This is a genomic window from Ochrobactrum teleogrylli, assembly GCF_037482325.1.
In the GTDB taxonomy this organism is placed as follows: Bacteria; Pseudomonadota; Alphaproteobacteria; order Rhizobiales; family Rhizobiaceae; genus Brucella; species Brucella teleogrylli.
This window is the reverse complement of the sequence record NZ_JBBHKQ010000001.1, coordinates 2579064-2595700: the sequence shown is the minus strand read 5'-3', so window position 1 is coordinate 2595700 and position 16637 is coordinate 2579064. Positions and strand designations below refer to the sequence as shown.

The following is a 16637-nucleotide window of genomic DNA, read 5'->3' as shown; positions in this document are numbered from 1 at the left end:
GCAAAGGCTTGGTAAAGACAATGGGACAGGAAAAATTGGGGGAGCAGGACAGATTGGGCTGGGCGCGGGCACGTCTGGACCGGCTGAACAACCGCCTGCATGACGCGCTGAGCCGCAGTTTTCCGTTGCGGCCCTTTCCACTGCCGAAGGACCGGCGGATCATCAGTTTCACATTCGACGATGTTCCCGACAGTGCTGAAAGCGCAGGGGCGAAGATACTGGAACGCTACGGCTTTCATGGCACGTTTTATATTGCCGGTGGTCTGGTCGGCTCCGTCGAAACCCACCGGCGGCTGATCACCGAAGACGGGCTCCGCAGGCTGGCCGAGGCCGGGCACGACATTGGCTGCCATACATACGCACATTGGAATGTGCCTTCGGTCGGCGCGCGCGACCTGGCGGCCGATCTTGACCGCAACCACGCTTATCTGCACGGGTTCGAACCGAACCGGGTCGGGCGGCGCAATTTCGCCTATCCCTATTGCGCCTCGTCGATGCGCTCGCGCGGCCTGTTTGCCGACCGCTTCGCCACCTGCCGCAGTGGCGGCGAGCGCATCAATCGTGATGCGGTTGATCTCGCCTTTCTGGAAGCCGTCGAGATAAGGCAGCCGGAGCAGCATGCGGAGCAATTGACCCGCTGGATCGACGATCTCGTCGCAAATCCCGGCTGGCTGATCTTCTATACGCATGATATCAGCGACAGGCCGACGCCTTTCGGTTGCACGCCGGAAACCTTCGAAAAGCTGGTTTCCCATGCGGCACAAAGCGGCGCGGAAGTTTTGTCGATACGCGATGCGCTGGCTCATATCGGAGCAGAGGAAGGTGCTCCCTGATGAAAGCTGCCGATCCGGATCACCGCCTGCTGGCAATCAATAATTATTTTTACCGTCGCGGCGGGGCCGAAGCGGTTTTTCTCGACCATATCAAGCTCTTTTCCGAGATTGGATGGGAGACGGCTCCCTTTGCCATGCAGCATCCGGACAATTTCGCCTCCGACTGGTCGTCCTATTTCGTGTCGGAAATCGAATATTGGCGCGAGAGTGGCCTTCTCACCAAAGTCGCGCAGGCAGGCAAGATCATCTATTCATGGGAAGCGCGCGACCGCATCAAGGCGCTGATCGAGCGCTTTCGCCCGAACGTCGCGCATGCGCATAATGTTTATCATCACCTGTCGCCGTCGATCTTTCCGGTGCTGAAAGCGGCGGGTATTCCCACCGTCATGACCGCGCATGATCTGAAGCTTGCTTGTCCGGCCTATAAGATGCTGTCGCATAACCAGATTTGCGAGCGCTGCAAGGGCGGGCGTATCTACAATGTCGCAGTCCATAAATGCATCAAGGATTCGACGGCGTTGAGCGGGTTGGTTCTGGTCGAAACGGCGATCCATCGCACGCTCGGCCTTTATCGCAACACGCTCGATCGCATCGTGGTGCCGAGCCGGTTCTATATTTCGAAGCTGATCGAATGGGGCTGGCCGGAGGAAAAGCTGGTCTATATCCCGAATTTCGCACAGACAGATAATCTCGAACCCTTCGAGCATGAAGGCGACTATTTCGCCTATGTGGGCCGTCTGGCCCCGGAAAAGGGCATTGGCACGCTGATCCGCGCAGCCGCAATTGCCGGCCAGAAACTGGTGATTGCAGGCACCGGCCCGGAAGAGCAAAGTTTGCGGGCGCTGGCGGCTGAAACCGGCGGCGATATTACGTTTGCGGGTTATGTCTCGGGCGAGCGGCTGCACCGGCTCATTGGCGAGGCCAAGGCGCTGATCCTGCCGTCGGAATGGTATGAAAATGCGCCGATCAGTATTCTGGAGGCCTATGCGCTTGGCGTGCCGGTGATTGGCGCCGACATTGGCGGTATTCCCGAAATGATCGTGCCGGGCGAGACCGGCATGGTGGCCAGAACCGGCGATGCTGAAGACCTTGCCCGCGTCATGAGCGAAGCCGCCAGTCTGCCCCCGCAGGCCCGGCGCAGGATGGGCCGTCTTGGCCGCACCTGGGCTGGTCGGGAGTTCTCGCCGGAGGCTTATCGGAACCGGACACTGGAACTTTACGGGGAACTGGGAGCGCTTTGATGGAACAAAGGGCTAAAAAGCGACGTGTTATGATGCTCGGCCTGCGCGGCGTACCCAATGTGCAGGGCGGCGTGGAGCGACATGTCGAAGAACTGGCCCGTCTTTACATCGCTAAGGGTTGGGATGTCGAAGTGGTGGGCCGCAGCCCCTATCTCCCCAACAAACAGCCCTATGTCTGGGAAGGCGTGAAAGTCACGCCGATCTGGGCGCCGACGTCGATGAAGTTCGAAGCCATCGTGCATACCCTTCTGGGCGTGCTGCGCGCGGGTTTCACACGGCCCGACATTTTGCACATTCACGCTATCGGCCCGGCACTCGTGACGCCGCTTGCGCGTCTGCTCGGTTTGCGGACGGTCGTGACCCATCACGGCTTCGATTATAACCGTCAAAAATGGGGCCGCCTGGCGCGCACGACATTGAAGCTTGGCGAAAAATGGGGAATGCGCTTTGCAAACGCCCGCATCGCCGTCTCCAACGATATCGCGAAAACGGTCGGGCAACGCTATAACGTTCCCGTCACCTTCATCCCGAATGGCGTGACCCTGCGCGAGCCGAGCCGCGATCCAAGCTGGCTGGAAAAGCATGGGCTAGTTCCGAGCCGCTATATTGCGCTGGTCGCGCGCATCGTACCGGAAAAGCGCCAGCTCGATCTGATCGAGGCATTCGCCAAGCTCTCCGATCCATCGCTGAAACTCGCCTTGATCGGCTCGGCGGAATATACGGCCGCCTATGCGGGAGAGGTGCGCACCCGTGCCGAGGCCGTGCCGGGCGTCGTCCTGACCGGGGCATTGCAGGGGGAGGAACTCTCCGCGCTTTTCAGTCAGGCTGGGCTATTCGTGCTGCCGTCGAGCCATGAAGGTATGCCTATCGCGCTTCTGGAGGCGATGGGCTACGGGCTCAATGTGCTGGCCAGCGACATCACGGCCAATCTGGAAGTCGGACTGCCAGACGACGACTATTTCCCGCTCGGCGATATCGATGCGTTGAAAACCGCGCTACGCCGCAAGAGCGACAACCCGCTGACGGCAGAACAGTCGCAGCAACTCATCGACTGGATCGCCCGCGATTACAGCTGGGACGGCATCGCGGATCGCACGCTGAGGGTCTATGAGGAGGGGAATAGGGGAGTAAGTGAGTAGGTGAGTAGGTGAGTACGGGAATAAGGCAGAAGGGCAGTATGTGAAGGAATAGGGCGGCAGGCAAAGAAAAAGGGAGCTGCCGACGATATCGTCAAGCATACTCCCTTATTCCCTTACTCACCTATTCCCTTAGATCAGCGTGCCCGGCGTCGTTCTGCCGTCGGCTGGAAAGCCAGGCGGGAGTGGTAGCTGCAATAAGGGCTGGATTCACCCGATTCACTGCCGCAGAAGTGGAAATCTTCGTTCAGCGGGTCGCCGATCGGCCACTTGCAGGTACGCTCGGAGAGCTGCAACAAAGTGAGGCGTCGCGAAATCGGCACCACCACATTCGAAGCCGGCTTGACGACGGTTTCCGTCACCACTTCGGCTGCATATTCCATCTGCAGTGCCGTTGCGCCTACCGTCTTGGTGACCGTTGCCGTGCGCATCGTCGTCGTATGGGCCGTATGCGTGCTGCCGCCCGCATGCTGCGTTACAGGACGCGGCGCTGCTGCAACCGTATTGACTTTCTTGCTGCGCGGAGCAGCGGTCGTCGTCTTACCGCGACCCGAAAGCTTCAGACGGTGCACTTTGCCGATCACTGCATTGCGGCTCACACCGCCAAGCTGTGCTGCGATCTGGCTTGCGCTCAAGCCTTCGCTCCACAGTTTCTTCAGTAGTTCAACGCGTTCGTCTGTCCAGTTCATCGCCCTGGGCTCCAATCATTTTCGTTATCCGGAATCCACCAGTGTTCCCGGATTGCTCCAGGCGCAAACACCATATCTATCCGGGTGACTAGGTCCGCCGCACGAAATGTAGCTTTTTTCTTTAAAGAGAAACTACAATACCGGATGACTCCATGACAAGGGATAGCCCTGTCAGGCAGATTCCATTTTTAAGGTTTTCCCCAACTTGGGTGGCAAAGACGGTTTTTCTTTGGTCCCGTGGTGCATTTTTGAACACCTGTGAGAGAGAAGCCGCTGCACGCGCCGCGCCGTGGAAACTGGGCTCTATATATAGGCGGGATGTCGGTAGCGCTAGCCCGCTTCCGGAAATGTTGGCGACAAGTCCGGCATGCGCGCTGAAAAAACGCGGGCAAAGCCCGGCCAACGGGCAAAAAATGCATCAACTCATGCGTAAAGAAGCGCGATAATCGAGCCTTAGTTTGATTGACATTTTTTTCGCGAGCGCCAATATACACCCAGAATAATTATGCCGCCCGGTGGGCGGCTTTTTATTTCGGCAGGTTCGTCATGCGAAGGGCGCATGATCGACGTGCCAAAATCCTGTGATAGCTGGCCGGAGAGAGGGCCGGAATATCGCTCAAAATGGCAAGGCTGACAGTCCGTTTTCTGCGGATGTGCAGCATTAGAAAGGCTTATGGAGGCCTGATTGCAATGACCGACGCTACGACCGTGCAACCGCTTTACGACACCTATAATCGTGCGGCTCTGCGCTTCGAGCGAGGTGAGGGCATCTGGCTGATCACCGAAACCGGCGAACGCTATCTCGATTTTGCGGCCGGCATTGCGGTGAACTCCCTTGGCCATTCCCATCCGCATCTGGTCGAAGCCCTGAAAAATCAGGCAGACAAGCTGTGGCACCTGTCCAATCTTTATGAAGTTCCCGGACAGGAAAAGCTAGGCCAGCGTCTGGTCGACAACACATTCGCCGACAAGGTCTTCTTCACTAATTCCGGTGCTGAAGCGCTGGAATGCGCGATCAAGACCGCCCGTCGCTATCATTTCGCCAACGGTCATCCGGAGCGTTTCCGGATTGTCACCTTTGAAGGCGCGTTCCATGGCCGCACGCTTGCGACCATCGCTGCCGGTGGCCAGGCCAAGTATCTCGAAGGTTTCGGCCCGAAGGTCGAAGGCTTCGATCAGGTGCCGTTCGGCGACGAGGTGGCCCTTCGCGCCGCCATCACCTATGAAACCGCCGCTGTCCTGCTTGAGCCCATTCAGGGCGAGGGTGGTCTGCGTGGCTTCCCGGAAGAATTCATGCGCCTTATCCGTCAGATCTGCGACGAAAAGGGCCTGCTCCTGATCCTCGATGAAGTGCAGACCGGCGTTGGTCGTACCGGCAAGCTTTTCGCCCATGAGTGGTCGGGCATCACGCCGGACATCATGGCTGTGGCGAAGGGCATCGGCGGTGGTTTCCCGGTTGGCGCCTGCCTTGCAACGGCTGAAGCCGCCAAGGGCATGGTTGCCGGTGTGCATGGCACCACCTATGGCGGCAATCCGCTGGCCATGGCTGTCGGCAATGCCGTGCTGGACGTTATTCTGGAAGAGGGCTTTCTGGAAAATGTTCAGGCCACCGCGCTTGTCATGAAGCAGGGCCTTGCGTCGATCATCGACCGGTTCCCGAATGTGGTGTCTGAGGTGCGCGGTCGCGGCCTTTTGATGGGCATCAAATGCGTTGTGCCGAACACCACGCTCATTCAGGCGCTGCGCGACGAGCATTTACTCAGCGTCGGCGCTGGCGACAATGTCGTGCGTCTGCTGCCGCCATTGGTCACGACGCCGGAAGAAGCCCGTGAAGCGCTGAACCGCATCGAAACAGCCGTGGAACGGCTTTCTGTCGTAAATCCGATCAGCAAGACGGCGTAATCATGGCTCAGGATAACGGTATCAAGCACTTTCTCGACCTGTCTTCTGTTTCAGGAAGCGAATTGCGTTCCATCCTCGAAGACGCCAAGGCGCGCAAGGCGCGGCTGAAGGCGGGCGAGATTGAAAAGCCCTATGCCGGTAAGGTGCTGGCGATGATTTTCGAAAAGCCATCGACCCGCACGCGCGTGTCGTTCGATGTCGGCATGCGCCAGCTCGGCGGCGAAACGCTGATGCTCACCGGCTCGGAAATGCAGCTCGGTCGCAGCGAGACTATCGCCGATACGGCAAAGGTCCTGTCGCGCTATGTGGATGCGATCATGATCCGCACCACATCGCATGACCGTATGCTGGAATTGGCCGAATATGCCACCGTTCCCGTCATCAACGCTTTGACCGACGACACCCACCCTTGTCAGATCATGGCCGACGTACTTACATATGAGGAACATCGCGGCTCTATCAAAGGCAAGACCTTTGCCTGGATGGGGGACGGCAACAACGTCCTGCATTCGCTTGTGGAAGCCGCGGCGCGGTTTGACTTCAACGTCAATATCGCGACGCCGGAAGGCAGCGAGCCAAACCAGCACTTCATTGACTGGGCCAGGGCAAACGGTGCGGACATCATGTCCACGACAGACCCGGAAAAAGCGGCAAGCGGTGCGGATTGCATCGTGACCGACACCTGGGTTTCGATGGGACAGGAGGACCGTGCCCGTGGACATAATGTGTTCATGCCCTATCAGGTCAATGCGCGGCTGATGGCGAAAGCCGACCCGAAGGCGCTCTTCATGCATTGCCTGCCCGCACATCGCGGGGAGGAAGTGACCAACGAAGTGATCGACGGGCCGCAATCGGTCGTGTTCGACGAAGCCGAAAACAGGCTCCACGCCCAGAAGGCCATTCTGGCCTGGTGCCTGCAAGGCGCGTGATTGGAGTTTTCTGTGGCTGAGAATACCAGCAACGATTATATCGAAGCCGAAAACGGCCATTCGGGTCCCAAGCTCGATCTGGGTGATTTCGGCTTTGCAGGCGACGACGCCGTCGTGCCTTTCCAGGTGGAAGGGCTCGATGTGCGCGGTCGCGCGGTTCAGCTTGGCACGAGCATCGACGCCATCCTGAAACGCCACGAATATCCGGAAGAAGTGGCCCGCCTGCTGGCGGAGGCGACGGTTCTGACCGTTCTGCTCGGCACTTCGCTCAAATTCGAAGGCAAGTTCATCTTCCAGACCCAGTCCGACGGTCCGGTGGACATGCTGGTGGTGGATTTCAGCACACCCAATGCGGTGCGCGGCTATGCGCGTTTCGATGAGGATCGCCTGAAGGACGCCATCGCCACAGGCAAGACGCAGCCTGAAGAGCTGCTCGGTCGCGGCACATTGGCCTTCACGGTGGATCAGGGCGCCTATATGCAGCGCTATCAGGGTATTGTGGCGCTGGACGGCTCGACGCTGGAAGAAATTGCCACGACCTACTTCCGTCAGTCTGAACAGATCCCGACCGATCTGAAGCTGAGCGTCGCCAAGCTGGTCGAACGGGGTGCCGATGGCAAGCCGGTCGAGCAATGGCGCGCGGGCGGTCTGATCATCCAGTTCCTGCCGGAATCGGAATTGCGCGCGCGTGTTCCCGATCTGCCGGGCGGCGACGGTGACGAGGAAGAAGCCGTGTTTCATCCGGTGGATGATGCCTGGGATGAGGCGCGGTCACTGCTCGGCACCATCGAAAGCTCGGAACTGACCGATCCGCAGGTCGGTTCGGAACGCCTGCTGTATCGCCTGTTCCACGAGCGCGGCGTGCGCGTCTTCAACGCCATCAAGGTGGCGGATATATGCTCCTGCTCGCGGGAGAAAATCCAGGGCGTCCTGTCAGGCTTCTCGGCAGAGGAAATTCAGGACAGCATCGAAAACGGCAAGATTTCGGTGTCCTGCGAATTCTGTTCGACGCATTACGAATTCGATCCGGCGCAGTTCGCCAAGTAATCAAAAAAGGCGGTTCAGAAGAACCGCCTTTTTTGTTTCCTGCTCTAATTCAGCGTGCGGCGCTGTTCCGGCACATCCAGCGAGAAAGCCGGAATATCCACTTCGAATGTATTGCCCGTCGGGTTCTGCATCTGATAGCGCCCGACCATGACGCCGGATGATGTGGTCAGCGGACAGCCGGATGAATATTGGAACGAGTCGCCCGGATCGAGCACCGGCTGTTCGCCGACGACACCGGCCCCGCGCACTTCCTCGACGCGGCCATTGGCATCGGTAATCTGCCAGTAGCGCGAGCGCAGTTGCACCGTGTCGGAGGAATTATTGGCAATGGTGATGCGGTAGCCCCAGACATAGCGGTTGTCTTCGGGAGCCGACTCGTCTTCCAGATAAAACGGCTCAACCGTTATTTCGATCCCCTGCGTCACCGCCCTGTACATCGCATCCGCCTTTGTCATGTGCCTGTTGCCCACCTATCGCCAAAGTTGCGTTGGAGGTCAACGTGGCGCGGCAATCTCGACAGGGCCAAAGCGGGCGGTTTTCTGCAATCGGATCGTTCTTGTGGTGGATTGCAGCGAAAAGGTCACATTTTTTAAGACGAAACACCGTCTTTTGCATGATCCGGAGATGCTTCGGCACAAGAAAATGCAGAAAATAAACGGATGACCCGGCCTGACGGAATCAGGCCGGATCATCCTTTTCTTTATTTAGCGAACGGCTGCCTTCAGCGCCTCTTCGACGTCTTCCAGAAGATCGTCGGTATCTTCAAGGCCAACCGAAATGCGCAGCACGCCATCGGAAATGCCAAGCTCGGCCTTGGCCTCATCGCTCAGGTTCTTGTGCGTCGTGGTGGCCGGATGGGTGATCAGGCTCTTGGCGTCGCCCAGATTGTTGGAGATGCTGAACACCTGCAACGCATTTTCGAATTTGAACGCGGCTTCCTTGCCGCCTTCCAGTTCGAGCGCGATCAGGGTCGAACCGCCAGTCATCTGCTTGGCGATCACATCTGCCTGCGGATGGTCGGCGCGGCCCGGATAAAGGACGCGCTTGACGCCCGGCTTGCCTGCGAGAACATCGGCAACGGCAGCCGCCGACTGCGTCATCTGGCGCACGCGCACGGACAGCGTTTCCAGACCCTTCAGCATAATCCAGGCATTGAACGGGCTCATGCCGGGGCCGGTATGGCGATAATAGTCCTGAAGCTCGGTTTCGACCCATTCGCGGTCGGACAGCACGATGCCGCCAAGGCAGCGGCCCTGGCCGTCAATATGCTTGGTGGTCGAATAGACGACGATATGCGCGCCAAGCTCCAGCGGCTTCTGGTAAAGCGGGGTCGCAAAGACATTGTCCACGATCAGCTTCGCGCCTGCTTCATTGGCCACTTCGGCCACGGCGGCGATATCGATGATTTCGAGCGTCGGGTTCGACGGGCTTTCGAGGAACATCACCTTGGTGTTCGGACGAACAGCGGCTTTCCAGTTGGCGATGTCCGAGCCGTCGATGATCGAGATTTCCACACCATAGCGCGGCAGCAGGGTCTCGACGATATAGCGACACGAGCCGAACACGGCGCGCGCGGAAATCACATGATCACCCGCCTTGACCTGACACAGAATGGCAGCGGCGACGGCAGCCATGCCGGAAGCCGTGGCACGGCCTTCCTCGGCGCCTTCCAGCGCGCACATGCGCTTTTCGAACATGTCCGTGGTGGGGTTGGCGTAACGCGAATAGATGAAACCCGGATTTTCGCCCTTGAAACGCGCTTCGGCGGCTTCGGCATCGGGATAAAGGAAACCCTGCGTGAGGAACATCGCTTCCGACATTTCGGCGAAACCGGAGCGGAGCGAACCGGCGTGCACGAGCTGCGTTGCGGGGCGGAACTTGCGGGTAGTCTCAGTCGTCATTTTTCCAACCTGTCAAAAGCTGGTCGGCCGGGACGCCCAAAAGCGTTTAGTGGCATCTCGGCGGCCAATAAAAAACCGGCCCAAAAGGCCGGTAACGAACCGCGGCCCTTTTTAGCGAATTCTTTAACGTGGCTGCAAGCCGGCCGGCCAAATCACCACGGAACACATTTTCCATATGCCTGTTGCGCAAGGTCGTCAATGCCACGATAGCGAGTTTTGAGGAAAAGCCTGCCGCGTTGGCTCACGATTGGGTTCGATTCCTGCGGAAAACCCCGTTTCTCCGGGCGTGAAGGGTTGGCATTGGGCCTTCGAGTGGTCAAAGGTCTTTTGAAGAATTGCTCAGACTATGGAGTACGAGGTCGATGGCGCTAAGAGATGCGGGAATTCTGGCGGATGCGGATATCGCTGCGCTGTTCGAAAGCGGTTTGCTGGCTTCGCCGCGCCCGCTGGATACCGACCAGATTCAGCCTGCGAGCCTCGATCTCCGCCTTGGCGCAAAGGCCTATCGCGTTCGCGCCTCCTTCATGCCGGGTCCCGGCACACCGGTTATAGATAAGCTCGAACGGCTCAAGCTGCACGAGATCGACCTGACCGCAGGCGCGGTTCTCGAAACCGGCTGCGTCTATATCGTGCCGCTCTTGGAAAGCCTTGCTCTGTCGCCCGAACTGTCGGCATCCGCCAATCCGAAAAGCTCGACTGGCCGTCTCGACATCTTCACCCGCGTGATTGCCGATGGCGCGCAGGAATTCGACAAGGTGCCTGCCGGTTACAACGGCCCGCTTTATCTGGAAGTCAGCCCGCGCACATTCCCCATTGTTGCGCGCACCGGCTCGCGCCTGTCGCAGATACGTTTCCGCAAGGGCCGCGCCCAGCTCGATGAGGCGGAACTCGCCGCGCTGCATAATTCCGAGACGCTGGTGGCCGCTGAAATGCCGAACATCTCAGGCGGCGGCATCGCGCTTTCCGTCGATCTTTCCGGCGGCCCGGACAAGTTGATCGGCTATCGCGGCAAGCATCACACGGGCGTTGTCGATGTGGACAAGCGCGCCGCCAATGATGTGCTCGATTTCTGGGAGCCGATCTATGATCGCGGCGCACGCGAACTCGTGCTTGACCCGGATGAATTCTATATCCTCGTTTCGCGAGAAGCCGTGCATGTGCCGCCGCTCTACGCCGCAGAGATGACGCCGTTCGATCCGCTGGTCGGTGAGTTCCGCGTTCACTATGCGGGCTTCTTCGATCCGGGCTTTGGTCACAGTGCGGCTGGCGGCACGGGCAGCCGCGCGGTTCTCGAAGTGCGCAGCCATGAAGTGCCCTTCATTCTGGAACATGGCCAGATCGTCGGACGCCTTGTCTATGAGCATATGCTGCACCGTCCGAAGGCGCTTTACGGCACTGATCTCGGCTCCAATTATCAGGCGCAGCAGTTGAAGCTTTCCAAGCATTTTCGTTGACTGTATGAGCCTGCTCCGCGCAGATAGATGAAGTGCGGAGGAAAGCGACGAACGTGGCCAACGGAACAGGACCGGAAACAAGCCGAAAACAGGATGCCCCGGCGGATGCGTCGCCGCGCAGGCTGTCGGTTGGCATTGTCGCGCTGCCGGGTTTTACGCTGACGGCGCTCAGCCTGTTTCTCGATCCCTTCCGCCTCGCTGCCGATGATCGCGACAAGAGCCGCCAGATCCGCTGCGCCTGGAAAATCTGCACGCTGTCGGGCGATCCGGTTGCGTCCAGTTCCGGCATGGTGATCGAGCCGACAGCTCCCATCGGCGAACTCGACGAATGTGATTATGTGGCGGTCGTTGGGGGGGTGCTTGCCCAGTATCGTCCGCGCCAGCAGGCATTGATCGATCTCATCAAGCGCGCCGACAAACGCGGCAAGACCGTGGTGGGGCTTTGCACCGCCGCTTTCCTGCTTGCCGAGGGCAGCTTGCTCGAAGACCGCAATTGCTGTGTGAACTGGTTCCACCGCGACGATTTTCTCGATCTGTTCGACGGCTATACCGCCGATACCACCAGCCTGTTTCACCGCAGCGGGCGGCACTATACCTGCGCGGGTGGATTGGGTGCAGCGTCGCTGGCGCTTTCCATCATCCAGAACGAGATTTCCGAGGAATTGGCGCGTAAAAGCGCATCGATCCTCATGATCCCTTACGAGCTGGTACGCTCCGAACAGCCAGCACTCAGCTTTAACGGCGTGCGCTCGCCGATGATCCGCAAGGCCATCCGCATTTTCGAGGAAACGCTGGAAGACCCGGTGCCCATGATCGATGTGGCGCGCAGGCTCGGCATTTCGGTGCGGCAGATGGAGCGCGGTTTTCGGCTGGCGCTGGAACGCACCGCTTTCGAAGTGCGCGAGGAGCTGCGCGTCAAGAAGGCAAAGGAACTGCTGGCCGAGACCGGATTATCGCTTCTGGAAGTGGCCGTCGCGAGTGGCTTTACCGATACGCGCAGCATGAACCGGTCCTTCTCGCGCCAGAAGCAGAAGGCTCCACGCGATTATCGTAAGCAAAGATAGATGCAGACGCTCAAAACTTGCGGATGTCATCATCTCCGCCTATGTCTTGCGCGATGAATCTGTCAGCATGGCGGAAAATTGAGACGCAGGAGAGTTGCATGTCTGATGGTGTAAACCGTTTTCTTGGCGATACGCCTGCACGCATCATCGTCAAGCTGGTGCTGATTTCGCTGGTGGTTGGCGTGGTCATGAGCGCGTTCCACTGGACGCCCTACGATATTCTCTGGGGCATTCGCGATTTCTTCCTGCGCCTGTGGAATATGGGCTTCTCCGCCGTCGCCCGTTTCGCGGATTATCTCATTTTGGGCGCAGCCGTTGTCATCCCTGCCTTTATTTTGCTCCGTATCCTCAGCTATCGCAAATAGCAGATATTGGAAGCAGGGTTATATATTCGGACGATGCAGCAAAAACAAGGATTTATGCTTTCCCGGCGCGGCTTTCTGGTTCTCGCCGGGGGCGCGGTTTCGCTCTCCGTCTTGCCGTTCGGCGCAGCGGATGCAGCGACGAATGTGGTGAGCGCGGGCGATCCCACCGCGCTGTTCAACACCATCCGCAAGGCAAACGGCCTCTCGCTCATGGCGACCGATTCCAAGCTGGAACAGGCCGCGCTTTTTCAGGCGAAGCGCATGGCAAGCTATGGCAAGATCGGCCACAGTGTCGGCTGGGGCAATGGTTTTGTCGCGCGGTTGCGTCAGGCGGGCATTCGCGGTCCTGCGGCTGAAAATGTCGCCTCCGGCCAGCCCAATACCGAAGCCGTGTTCGACGCCTGGATGAAGTCGCCCGGCCATCGCAAGAACATGCTCGATCCCACCTTCAGCCATTATGGCCTGGCCTGGGCCACGCCGGAAAACAAACCCAATCGCATCTATTGGGCAATGATGCTGGGCCTCTGATCTCTATAACTCCTGACATAAAGCTGTCAGGGGCTGCGACAATCTATGGGCCGAATTCTCTGTAGTTTCGAGCGATTCCAGAGTAGACGTTCTCGAATTACAGGTGCGAATTCGGGGATAGTGGTTATGGATCAGTCGCAGCGCGTTGGAAGCGTTACGAGGCCGTTCGATGTGACGCATCGCATGGTCATGCTGATCGCCATTCCCATGACGCTTGCCGCCATCACGACGCCGCTGCTGGGGCTCGTCGATATGGGCGTGGTCGGGCAGATGGGCAAGGCCGAACTGATCGGCGGGCTGGCCATCGGCGCGCTGGTGTTCGATTTCCTGCTGTCCATGTTCAATTTCCTGCGCTCCGGCACAACCGGTCTGGTGGCGCAGGCCATGGGTGCTGAAGACGCCATCGAAGAACAGGCAATCTTCTGGCGCGCCATCATTATCGCGGTGATCGCGGGCGGTTTGATGATCCTCTGCCTGCCGCTCATTCTGGCCGCGGCCTCCAGCTTCATGCATCCGACAAGCGCGACGCAGGAGGCCATGGCGACCTATGTGTCGATCCGCATGCTGGCCGCGCCGGTGGCGCTCATCAATTATTCGGTGCTGGGGCTGGTTCTCGGACGCGGACAGGGCCTGCTTGGCCTCGGCCTTCAGGTTCTGCTCAACGGCATCAATATCGTGCTCTGCATCATTCTCGGCCTCGAACTCGGCTGGGGCGTGACAGGCGTGGCATGGGCCACGGTCACCGGCGAAACCGTCGCGGCGATTGTCGGCCTCTTTCTGGTGGTCCGGCATTTCCGCAAGGACGCGACCAAGCGCCCGAGCCGCCAGCGCATTTTCCAGAAGGAAGGCATTCTGCGCATGTTCGCGGTCAATCGCGATATCATGATCCGCTCCTTCCTGCTTCTGACCGCTTTCGCCTTCTTCACACGTGCGGGTTCCGATCTCGGGCCGGTGACGCTTGCGGCCAATGCCGTGCTGATGAATTTCTTCCTCGTGGCAGGCTTTTTCCTCGACGGCATGGCCGCCGCCGCTGAACAGATCGTCGGGCGGTCGATCGGTGCGCGCTACAGCCCGGCCTTTGTGCGCGGCACCAAGCTCACCTTTGTGTGGGGTCTGGTGATGGCCAGCATCATCGCCTTCGCGCTTTTGGTTTTCGGAGATCCAATCATCAGCCTTCTGTCCAAGGCCGAGGATGTCCATGCCGAGGCGCTCAAATATCTGCCCTGGGCGGCACTCACCGGTATCACCGGGCTGCTCGCCTTTCATATGGACGGTGTCTATATCGGGGCTACATGGTCGCGCGACATGCGCAACATGATGTTCCTGTCGCTGGCCTTCTTTATGGCCGTGCTTTATGCGGCAAAGCCCGCGATGGGCAATCACGGGCTTTGGCTGGCGCTTAATCTGTTTCTGTCGATACGTGGCATCACGCTTCTGGCGATGCTGCCACGCCGCTATCGGCTGGAATTCACGAAATAATCACGCAGGCAAAGGGCGCGCTGCCCAGTCTTTTGTGTCGCGGTCGCGCAGTTCGGCAATATTGGCGACGCCTTCGCGTTTAACCGCTGCCGAAAGCCCGCGCAGAATGTCGCTTGGCAGGCCGGGGCCGCGATAGATGAGGCCCGTATAAAGCTGTACCAGATCAGCCCCAGCCTTGATCTTGGTCAGGGCGGTTTCGGCGCTATCGATACCGCCAACGCCGATCAGCGGCATGTCAGGCCCCACACGCTCGCGCATGCGGGCAAGAACCACGGTGGACCGTTCGAACAGCGGTGCGCCGGAAAGCCCGCCGGTTTCGTCGCGGTTTTCAGCACTTTTCAGCCCGGTACGCGACAGGGTGGTGTTGGAAACGATGATGCCGTCCAGTTTCTGCTCGGTGGCCTCGGCGGCAATGTCGTCCAGTTCCTCATCGGCCAGATCAGGCGCGATCTTGAGGAACACCGGACGCTTCAGCGTGCACATGCTGCCTTCCTCGTTGCGCGCTTCCAGCACACGGCTCAAAAGCTCGCGCAGACTGTCGCGCGCCTGGAGATTGCGCAGGCCCGGCGTGTTGGGCGAGGAAATATTGACGGTGAAATAGCGCGCCAGCTGGTAGAAGCGGCGAATGCCCGCCACGTAATCGGCGATGCGATCTTCCGCATCCTTGTTGGCACCGATATTGACGCCGACAATGCCGCTCTTGCCTGCGCGCTGCGACAGGCGCTTGAAAGCCGCCTCGTGGCCTTCATTATTGAAGCCAAGGCGATTGATGACGGCCCTGTCATCCACAAGACGGAAAATGCGCGGACGCGGATTGCCGCTTTGCGAGCGCGGCGTGATGGTGCCGATTTCGGTGAAGCCGAAGCCGAGCTTCAAAAGCGCATCCGGCACTTCGGCATTCTTGTCATAGCCAGCGGCCATGCCGAGCGGATTGGGAAACTGCAATCCCGCAACCTTGACCGACAAAGCGGGGTCGCTCGGTGCGCTGCAGCTTACGAGGCCGGTTTTCAGCCCGGCAATGGACAGGCCATGCGCCTGTTCTGCGTCGAAAGAGAAGAGGGCGCGTCGGCCGAGAGTTTCAAAAAGTCCGCTCATTCGTCTTTCAGCTCCGGGAAAATGTGAAGTCCGTTGTCGTCGAGCAGCAAGGGCTCGACAGCCACGACTGCATCAAGCGGCAGGTCCGCATAGAGATGAGGGAAAAGCGCACCACCGCGCGAGGCCTCATATTTAAGGTCTTCACCAAGACGGGTCGCGTCCACGCTCACAAGAACCAAGTTGTTCTGGTTCGCGAAATGCTTCGCAGCGGTTTCGCGCACCTGTGTTGCAGTAGAGAAATGGATATAGCCATCGGCAATATCAACCGGTGCGCCCGAAAAGCTTCCCGCCTTTTCCGCTTGCGCCCAGAGTTCGCGCGGGGCGATCTTGTAGATGATCTTGGTCATGGCTGTCCTCTAGACCGAAATTGTCAGAAAATCAAAGACCGTGATGTTCGATTTTCGTCGCAAAGCTCCCATATGATGACAGGAAGCCAAAGGGAGATCGGATTATGTCGAACAAAAACACCTTTTTCGCCGCACGTCCCGTCGTGCGCGGTCTGGCGGCGGTGGCTCTGGTCGCGCCGGTTCTGGCTGCATCCGGGGCGGTGGCGCAGGAAAATGGCCGCTATCGTCTGGAACAGACCGAAACCGGCTATGTGCGCCTTGATAGCAAGACCGGCGCGATTTCGGTTTGCACCGAACAGTCGCAGGGCCAGATGATCTGCAAGATGGCCACGGAAGACCGCGAGGCTTACGAAAACGATCTGGCGGATTTGCAGGACCGCGTGAAGGTGCTGGAAGATCGGCTGGCGGCCATCGATCAGAAGGGCGGCGGCAATACCGCTTCAGGCCTGCCGAGCGAACAGGAGTTCGAACAATCCATGAGCTATATGGAACGCTTCATGCGCCGCTTCATGGACATTGCCAAGAGCTTCGACAGCGAGCCGGAAAAGCCCGCCGAGACGACACCAACACCGCCCGGCGGTCGGACGTGATCGCTCGTGGATAATAAAAAAGGCGCCAAATGGCGCC

General features: G+C 59.1%; 17 protein-coding genes and 1 riboswitch. Of the genes, 12 read left to right on the top strand and 5 right to left on the bottom strand.

Going from position 1 to position 16637, the window contains the following annotated elements; all coding sequences use genetic code 11:
• Positions 1 to 20 precede the first annotated feature (20 nt).
• The 3 genes from WIX40_RS12225 to WIX40_RS12215 are packed head-to-tail and all read left to right on the top strand — an operon-like array spanning position 21 to position 3213.
• Complete coding sequence (locus WIX40_RS12225) at positions 21 to 833, top strand: polysaccharide deacetylase family protein (RefSeq protein WP_171316691.1); 813 nt, start codon at positions 21 to 23, stop codon at positions 831 to 833.
• The gene (locus WIX40_RS12220) at positions 833 to 2074 is read left to right on the top strand and encodes a glycosyltransferase family 4 protein (protein WP_339440003.1); all 1242 of its coding nucleotides are present in this window, start codon (positions 833 to 835) and stop codon (positions 2072 to 2074) included. Before WIX40_RS12225 ends, WIX40_RS12220 begins: the two co-directional genes overlap by 1 nt.
• Positions 2074 to 3213 carry a glycosyltransferase family 4 protein gene (locus WIX40_RS12215; RefSeq protein ID WP_121537238.1) on the top strand — a complete coding sequence of 380 codons (1140 nt, stop codon included), beginning with the start codon at positions 2074 to 2076 and terminating at the stop codon, positions 3211 to 3213. Before WIX40_RS12220 ends, WIX40_RS12215 begins: the two co-directional genes overlap by 1 nt.
• Positions 3214 to 3347: 134 nt before the next feature.
• On the opposite strand, the gene WIX40_RS12210 is transcribed toward WIX40_RS12215, so the two are convergent.
• Positions 3348 to 3899: a GcrA family cell cycle regulator gene (locus tag WIX40_RS12210; RefSeq protein WP_109368343.1), complete on the bottom strand. Its 552-nt coding sequence runs from the start codon at positions 3897 to 3899 to the stop codon at positions 3348 to 3350.
• Between the two features lie 690 nt (positions 3900 to 4589).
• On the opposite strand from WIX40_RS12210, the gene WIX40_RS12205 reads away from it, so the two are divergent.
• The 3 genes from WIX40_RS12205 to WIX40_RS12195 are packed head-to-tail and all read left to right on the top strand — an operon-like array spanning position 4590 to position 7777.
• A complete protein-coding gene (locus WIX40_RS12205; RefSeq protein WP_339440002.1) occupies positions 4590 to 5801 on the top strand; it encodes an aspartate aminotransferase family protein in 1212 nt (403 codons plus the stop codon).
• A 2-nt stretch (positions 5802 to 5803) separates the two neighbouring features.
• Entirely contained in the window at positions 5804 to 6730 is a 927-nt protein-coding gene (argF, locus tag WIX40_RS12200) for an ornithine carbamoyltransferase (protein WP_109368345.1), read from the top strand.
• 12 nt (positions 6731 to 6742) lie between these two features.
• The gene (locus WIX40_RS12195; RefSeq protein ID WP_109370165.1) at positions 6743 to 7777 is read left to right on the top strand and encodes an Hsp33 family molecular chaperone; all 1035 of its coding nucleotides are present in this window, start codon (positions 6743 to 6745) and stop codon (positions 7775 to 7777) included.
• Between the two features lie 44 nt (positions 7778 to 7821).
• Here the strand turns inward: WIX40_RS12195 and apaG are convergent, their stop codons facing one another.
• Entirely contained in the window at positions 7822 to 8214 is a 393-nt protein-coding gene (gene apaG, locus WIX40_RS12190; protein WP_109370166.1) for a Co2+/Mg2+ efflux facilitator ApaG/CorD, read from the bottom strand.
• A 267-nt stretch (positions 8215 to 8481) separates the two neighbouring features.
• Entirely contained in the window at positions 8482 to 9678 is a 1197-nt protein-coding gene (locus WIX40_RS12185; protein WP_109368346.1) for an O-succinylhomoserine sulfhydrylase, read from the bottom strand.
• An 89-nt stretch (positions 9679 to 9767) separates the two neighbouring features.
• Positions 9768 to 9847: riboswitch (SAM riboswitch) on the bottom strand.
• A 193-nt stretch (positions 9848 to 10040) separates the two neighbouring features.
• Between WIX40_RS12185 and WIX40_RS12180 the strand changes: the two genes are divergently transcribed.
• From WIX40_RS12180 to WIX40_RS12160, 5 genes are all read left to right on the top strand, one after another.
• On the top strand, positions 10041 to 11132 hold the full coding sequence (locus WIX40_RS12180; RefSeq protein WP_121537244.1) for a 2'-deoxycytidine 5'-triphosphate deaminase: 1092 nt from the start codon (positions 10041 to 10043) through the stop codon (positions 11130 to 11132).
• A gap of 53 nt (positions 11133 to 11185) precedes the next feature.
• On the top strand, positions 11186 to 12196 hold the full coding sequence (locus WIX40_RS12175) for a GlxA family transcriptional regulator (RefSeq protein WP_109368348.1): 1011 nt from the start codon (positions 11186 to 11188) through the stop codon (positions 12194 to 12196).
• A gap of 98 nt (positions 12197 to 12294) precedes the next feature.
• Positions 12295 to 12561: a DUF6460 domain-containing protein gene (locus WIX40_RS12170; RefSeq protein ID WP_078338112.1), complete on the top strand. Its 267-nt coding sequence runs from the start codon at positions 12295 to 12297 to the stop codon at positions 12559 to 12561.
• 33 nt (positions 12562 to 12594) lie between these two features.
• Positions 12595 to 13089, top strand: a complete 495-nt coding sequence (locus WIX40_RS12165) for a CAP domain-containing protein (protein WP_109368349.1) — start codon at positions 12595 to 12597, stop codon at positions 13087 to 13089.
• A 126-nt stretch (positions 13090 to 13215) separates the two neighbouring features.
• Positions 13216 to 14568 carry an MATE family efflux transporter gene (locus tag WIX40_RS12160; protein ID WP_109368350.1) on the top strand — a complete coding sequence of 451 codons (1353 nt, stop codon included), beginning with the start codon at positions 13216 to 13218 and terminating at the stop codon, positions 14566 to 14568.
• On the opposite strand, the gene WIX40_RS12155 is transcribed toward WIX40_RS12160, so the two are convergent.
• Together WIX40_RS12155 and WIX40_RS12150 are read right to left on the bottom strand one after the other, a co-directional pair.
• Entirely contained in the window at positions 14569 to 15663 is a 1095-nt protein-coding gene (locus WIX40_RS12155) for a quinone-dependent dihydroorotate dehydrogenase (RefSeq protein WP_339440000.1), read from the bottom strand.
• Complete coding sequence (locus tag WIX40_RS12150) at positions 15660 to 16010, bottom strand: DUF952 domain-containing protein (RefSeq protein WP_109368352.1); 351 nt, start codon at positions 16008 to 16010, stop codon at positions 15660 to 15662. The genes WIX40_RS12155 and WIX40_RS12150 overlap by 4 nt, the downstream gene beginning before the upstream one ends.
• A gap of 104 nt (positions 16011 to 16114) precedes the next feature.
• Between WIX40_RS12150 and WIX40_RS12145 the strand changes: the two genes are divergently transcribed.
• Positions 16115 to 16600: a hypothetical protein gene (locus tag WIX40_RS12145; protein WP_339439999.1), complete on the top strand. Its 486-nt coding sequence runs from the start codon at positions 16115 to 16117 to the stop codon at positions 16598 to 16600.
• Positions 16601 to 16637 lie beyond the last annotated feature (37 nt).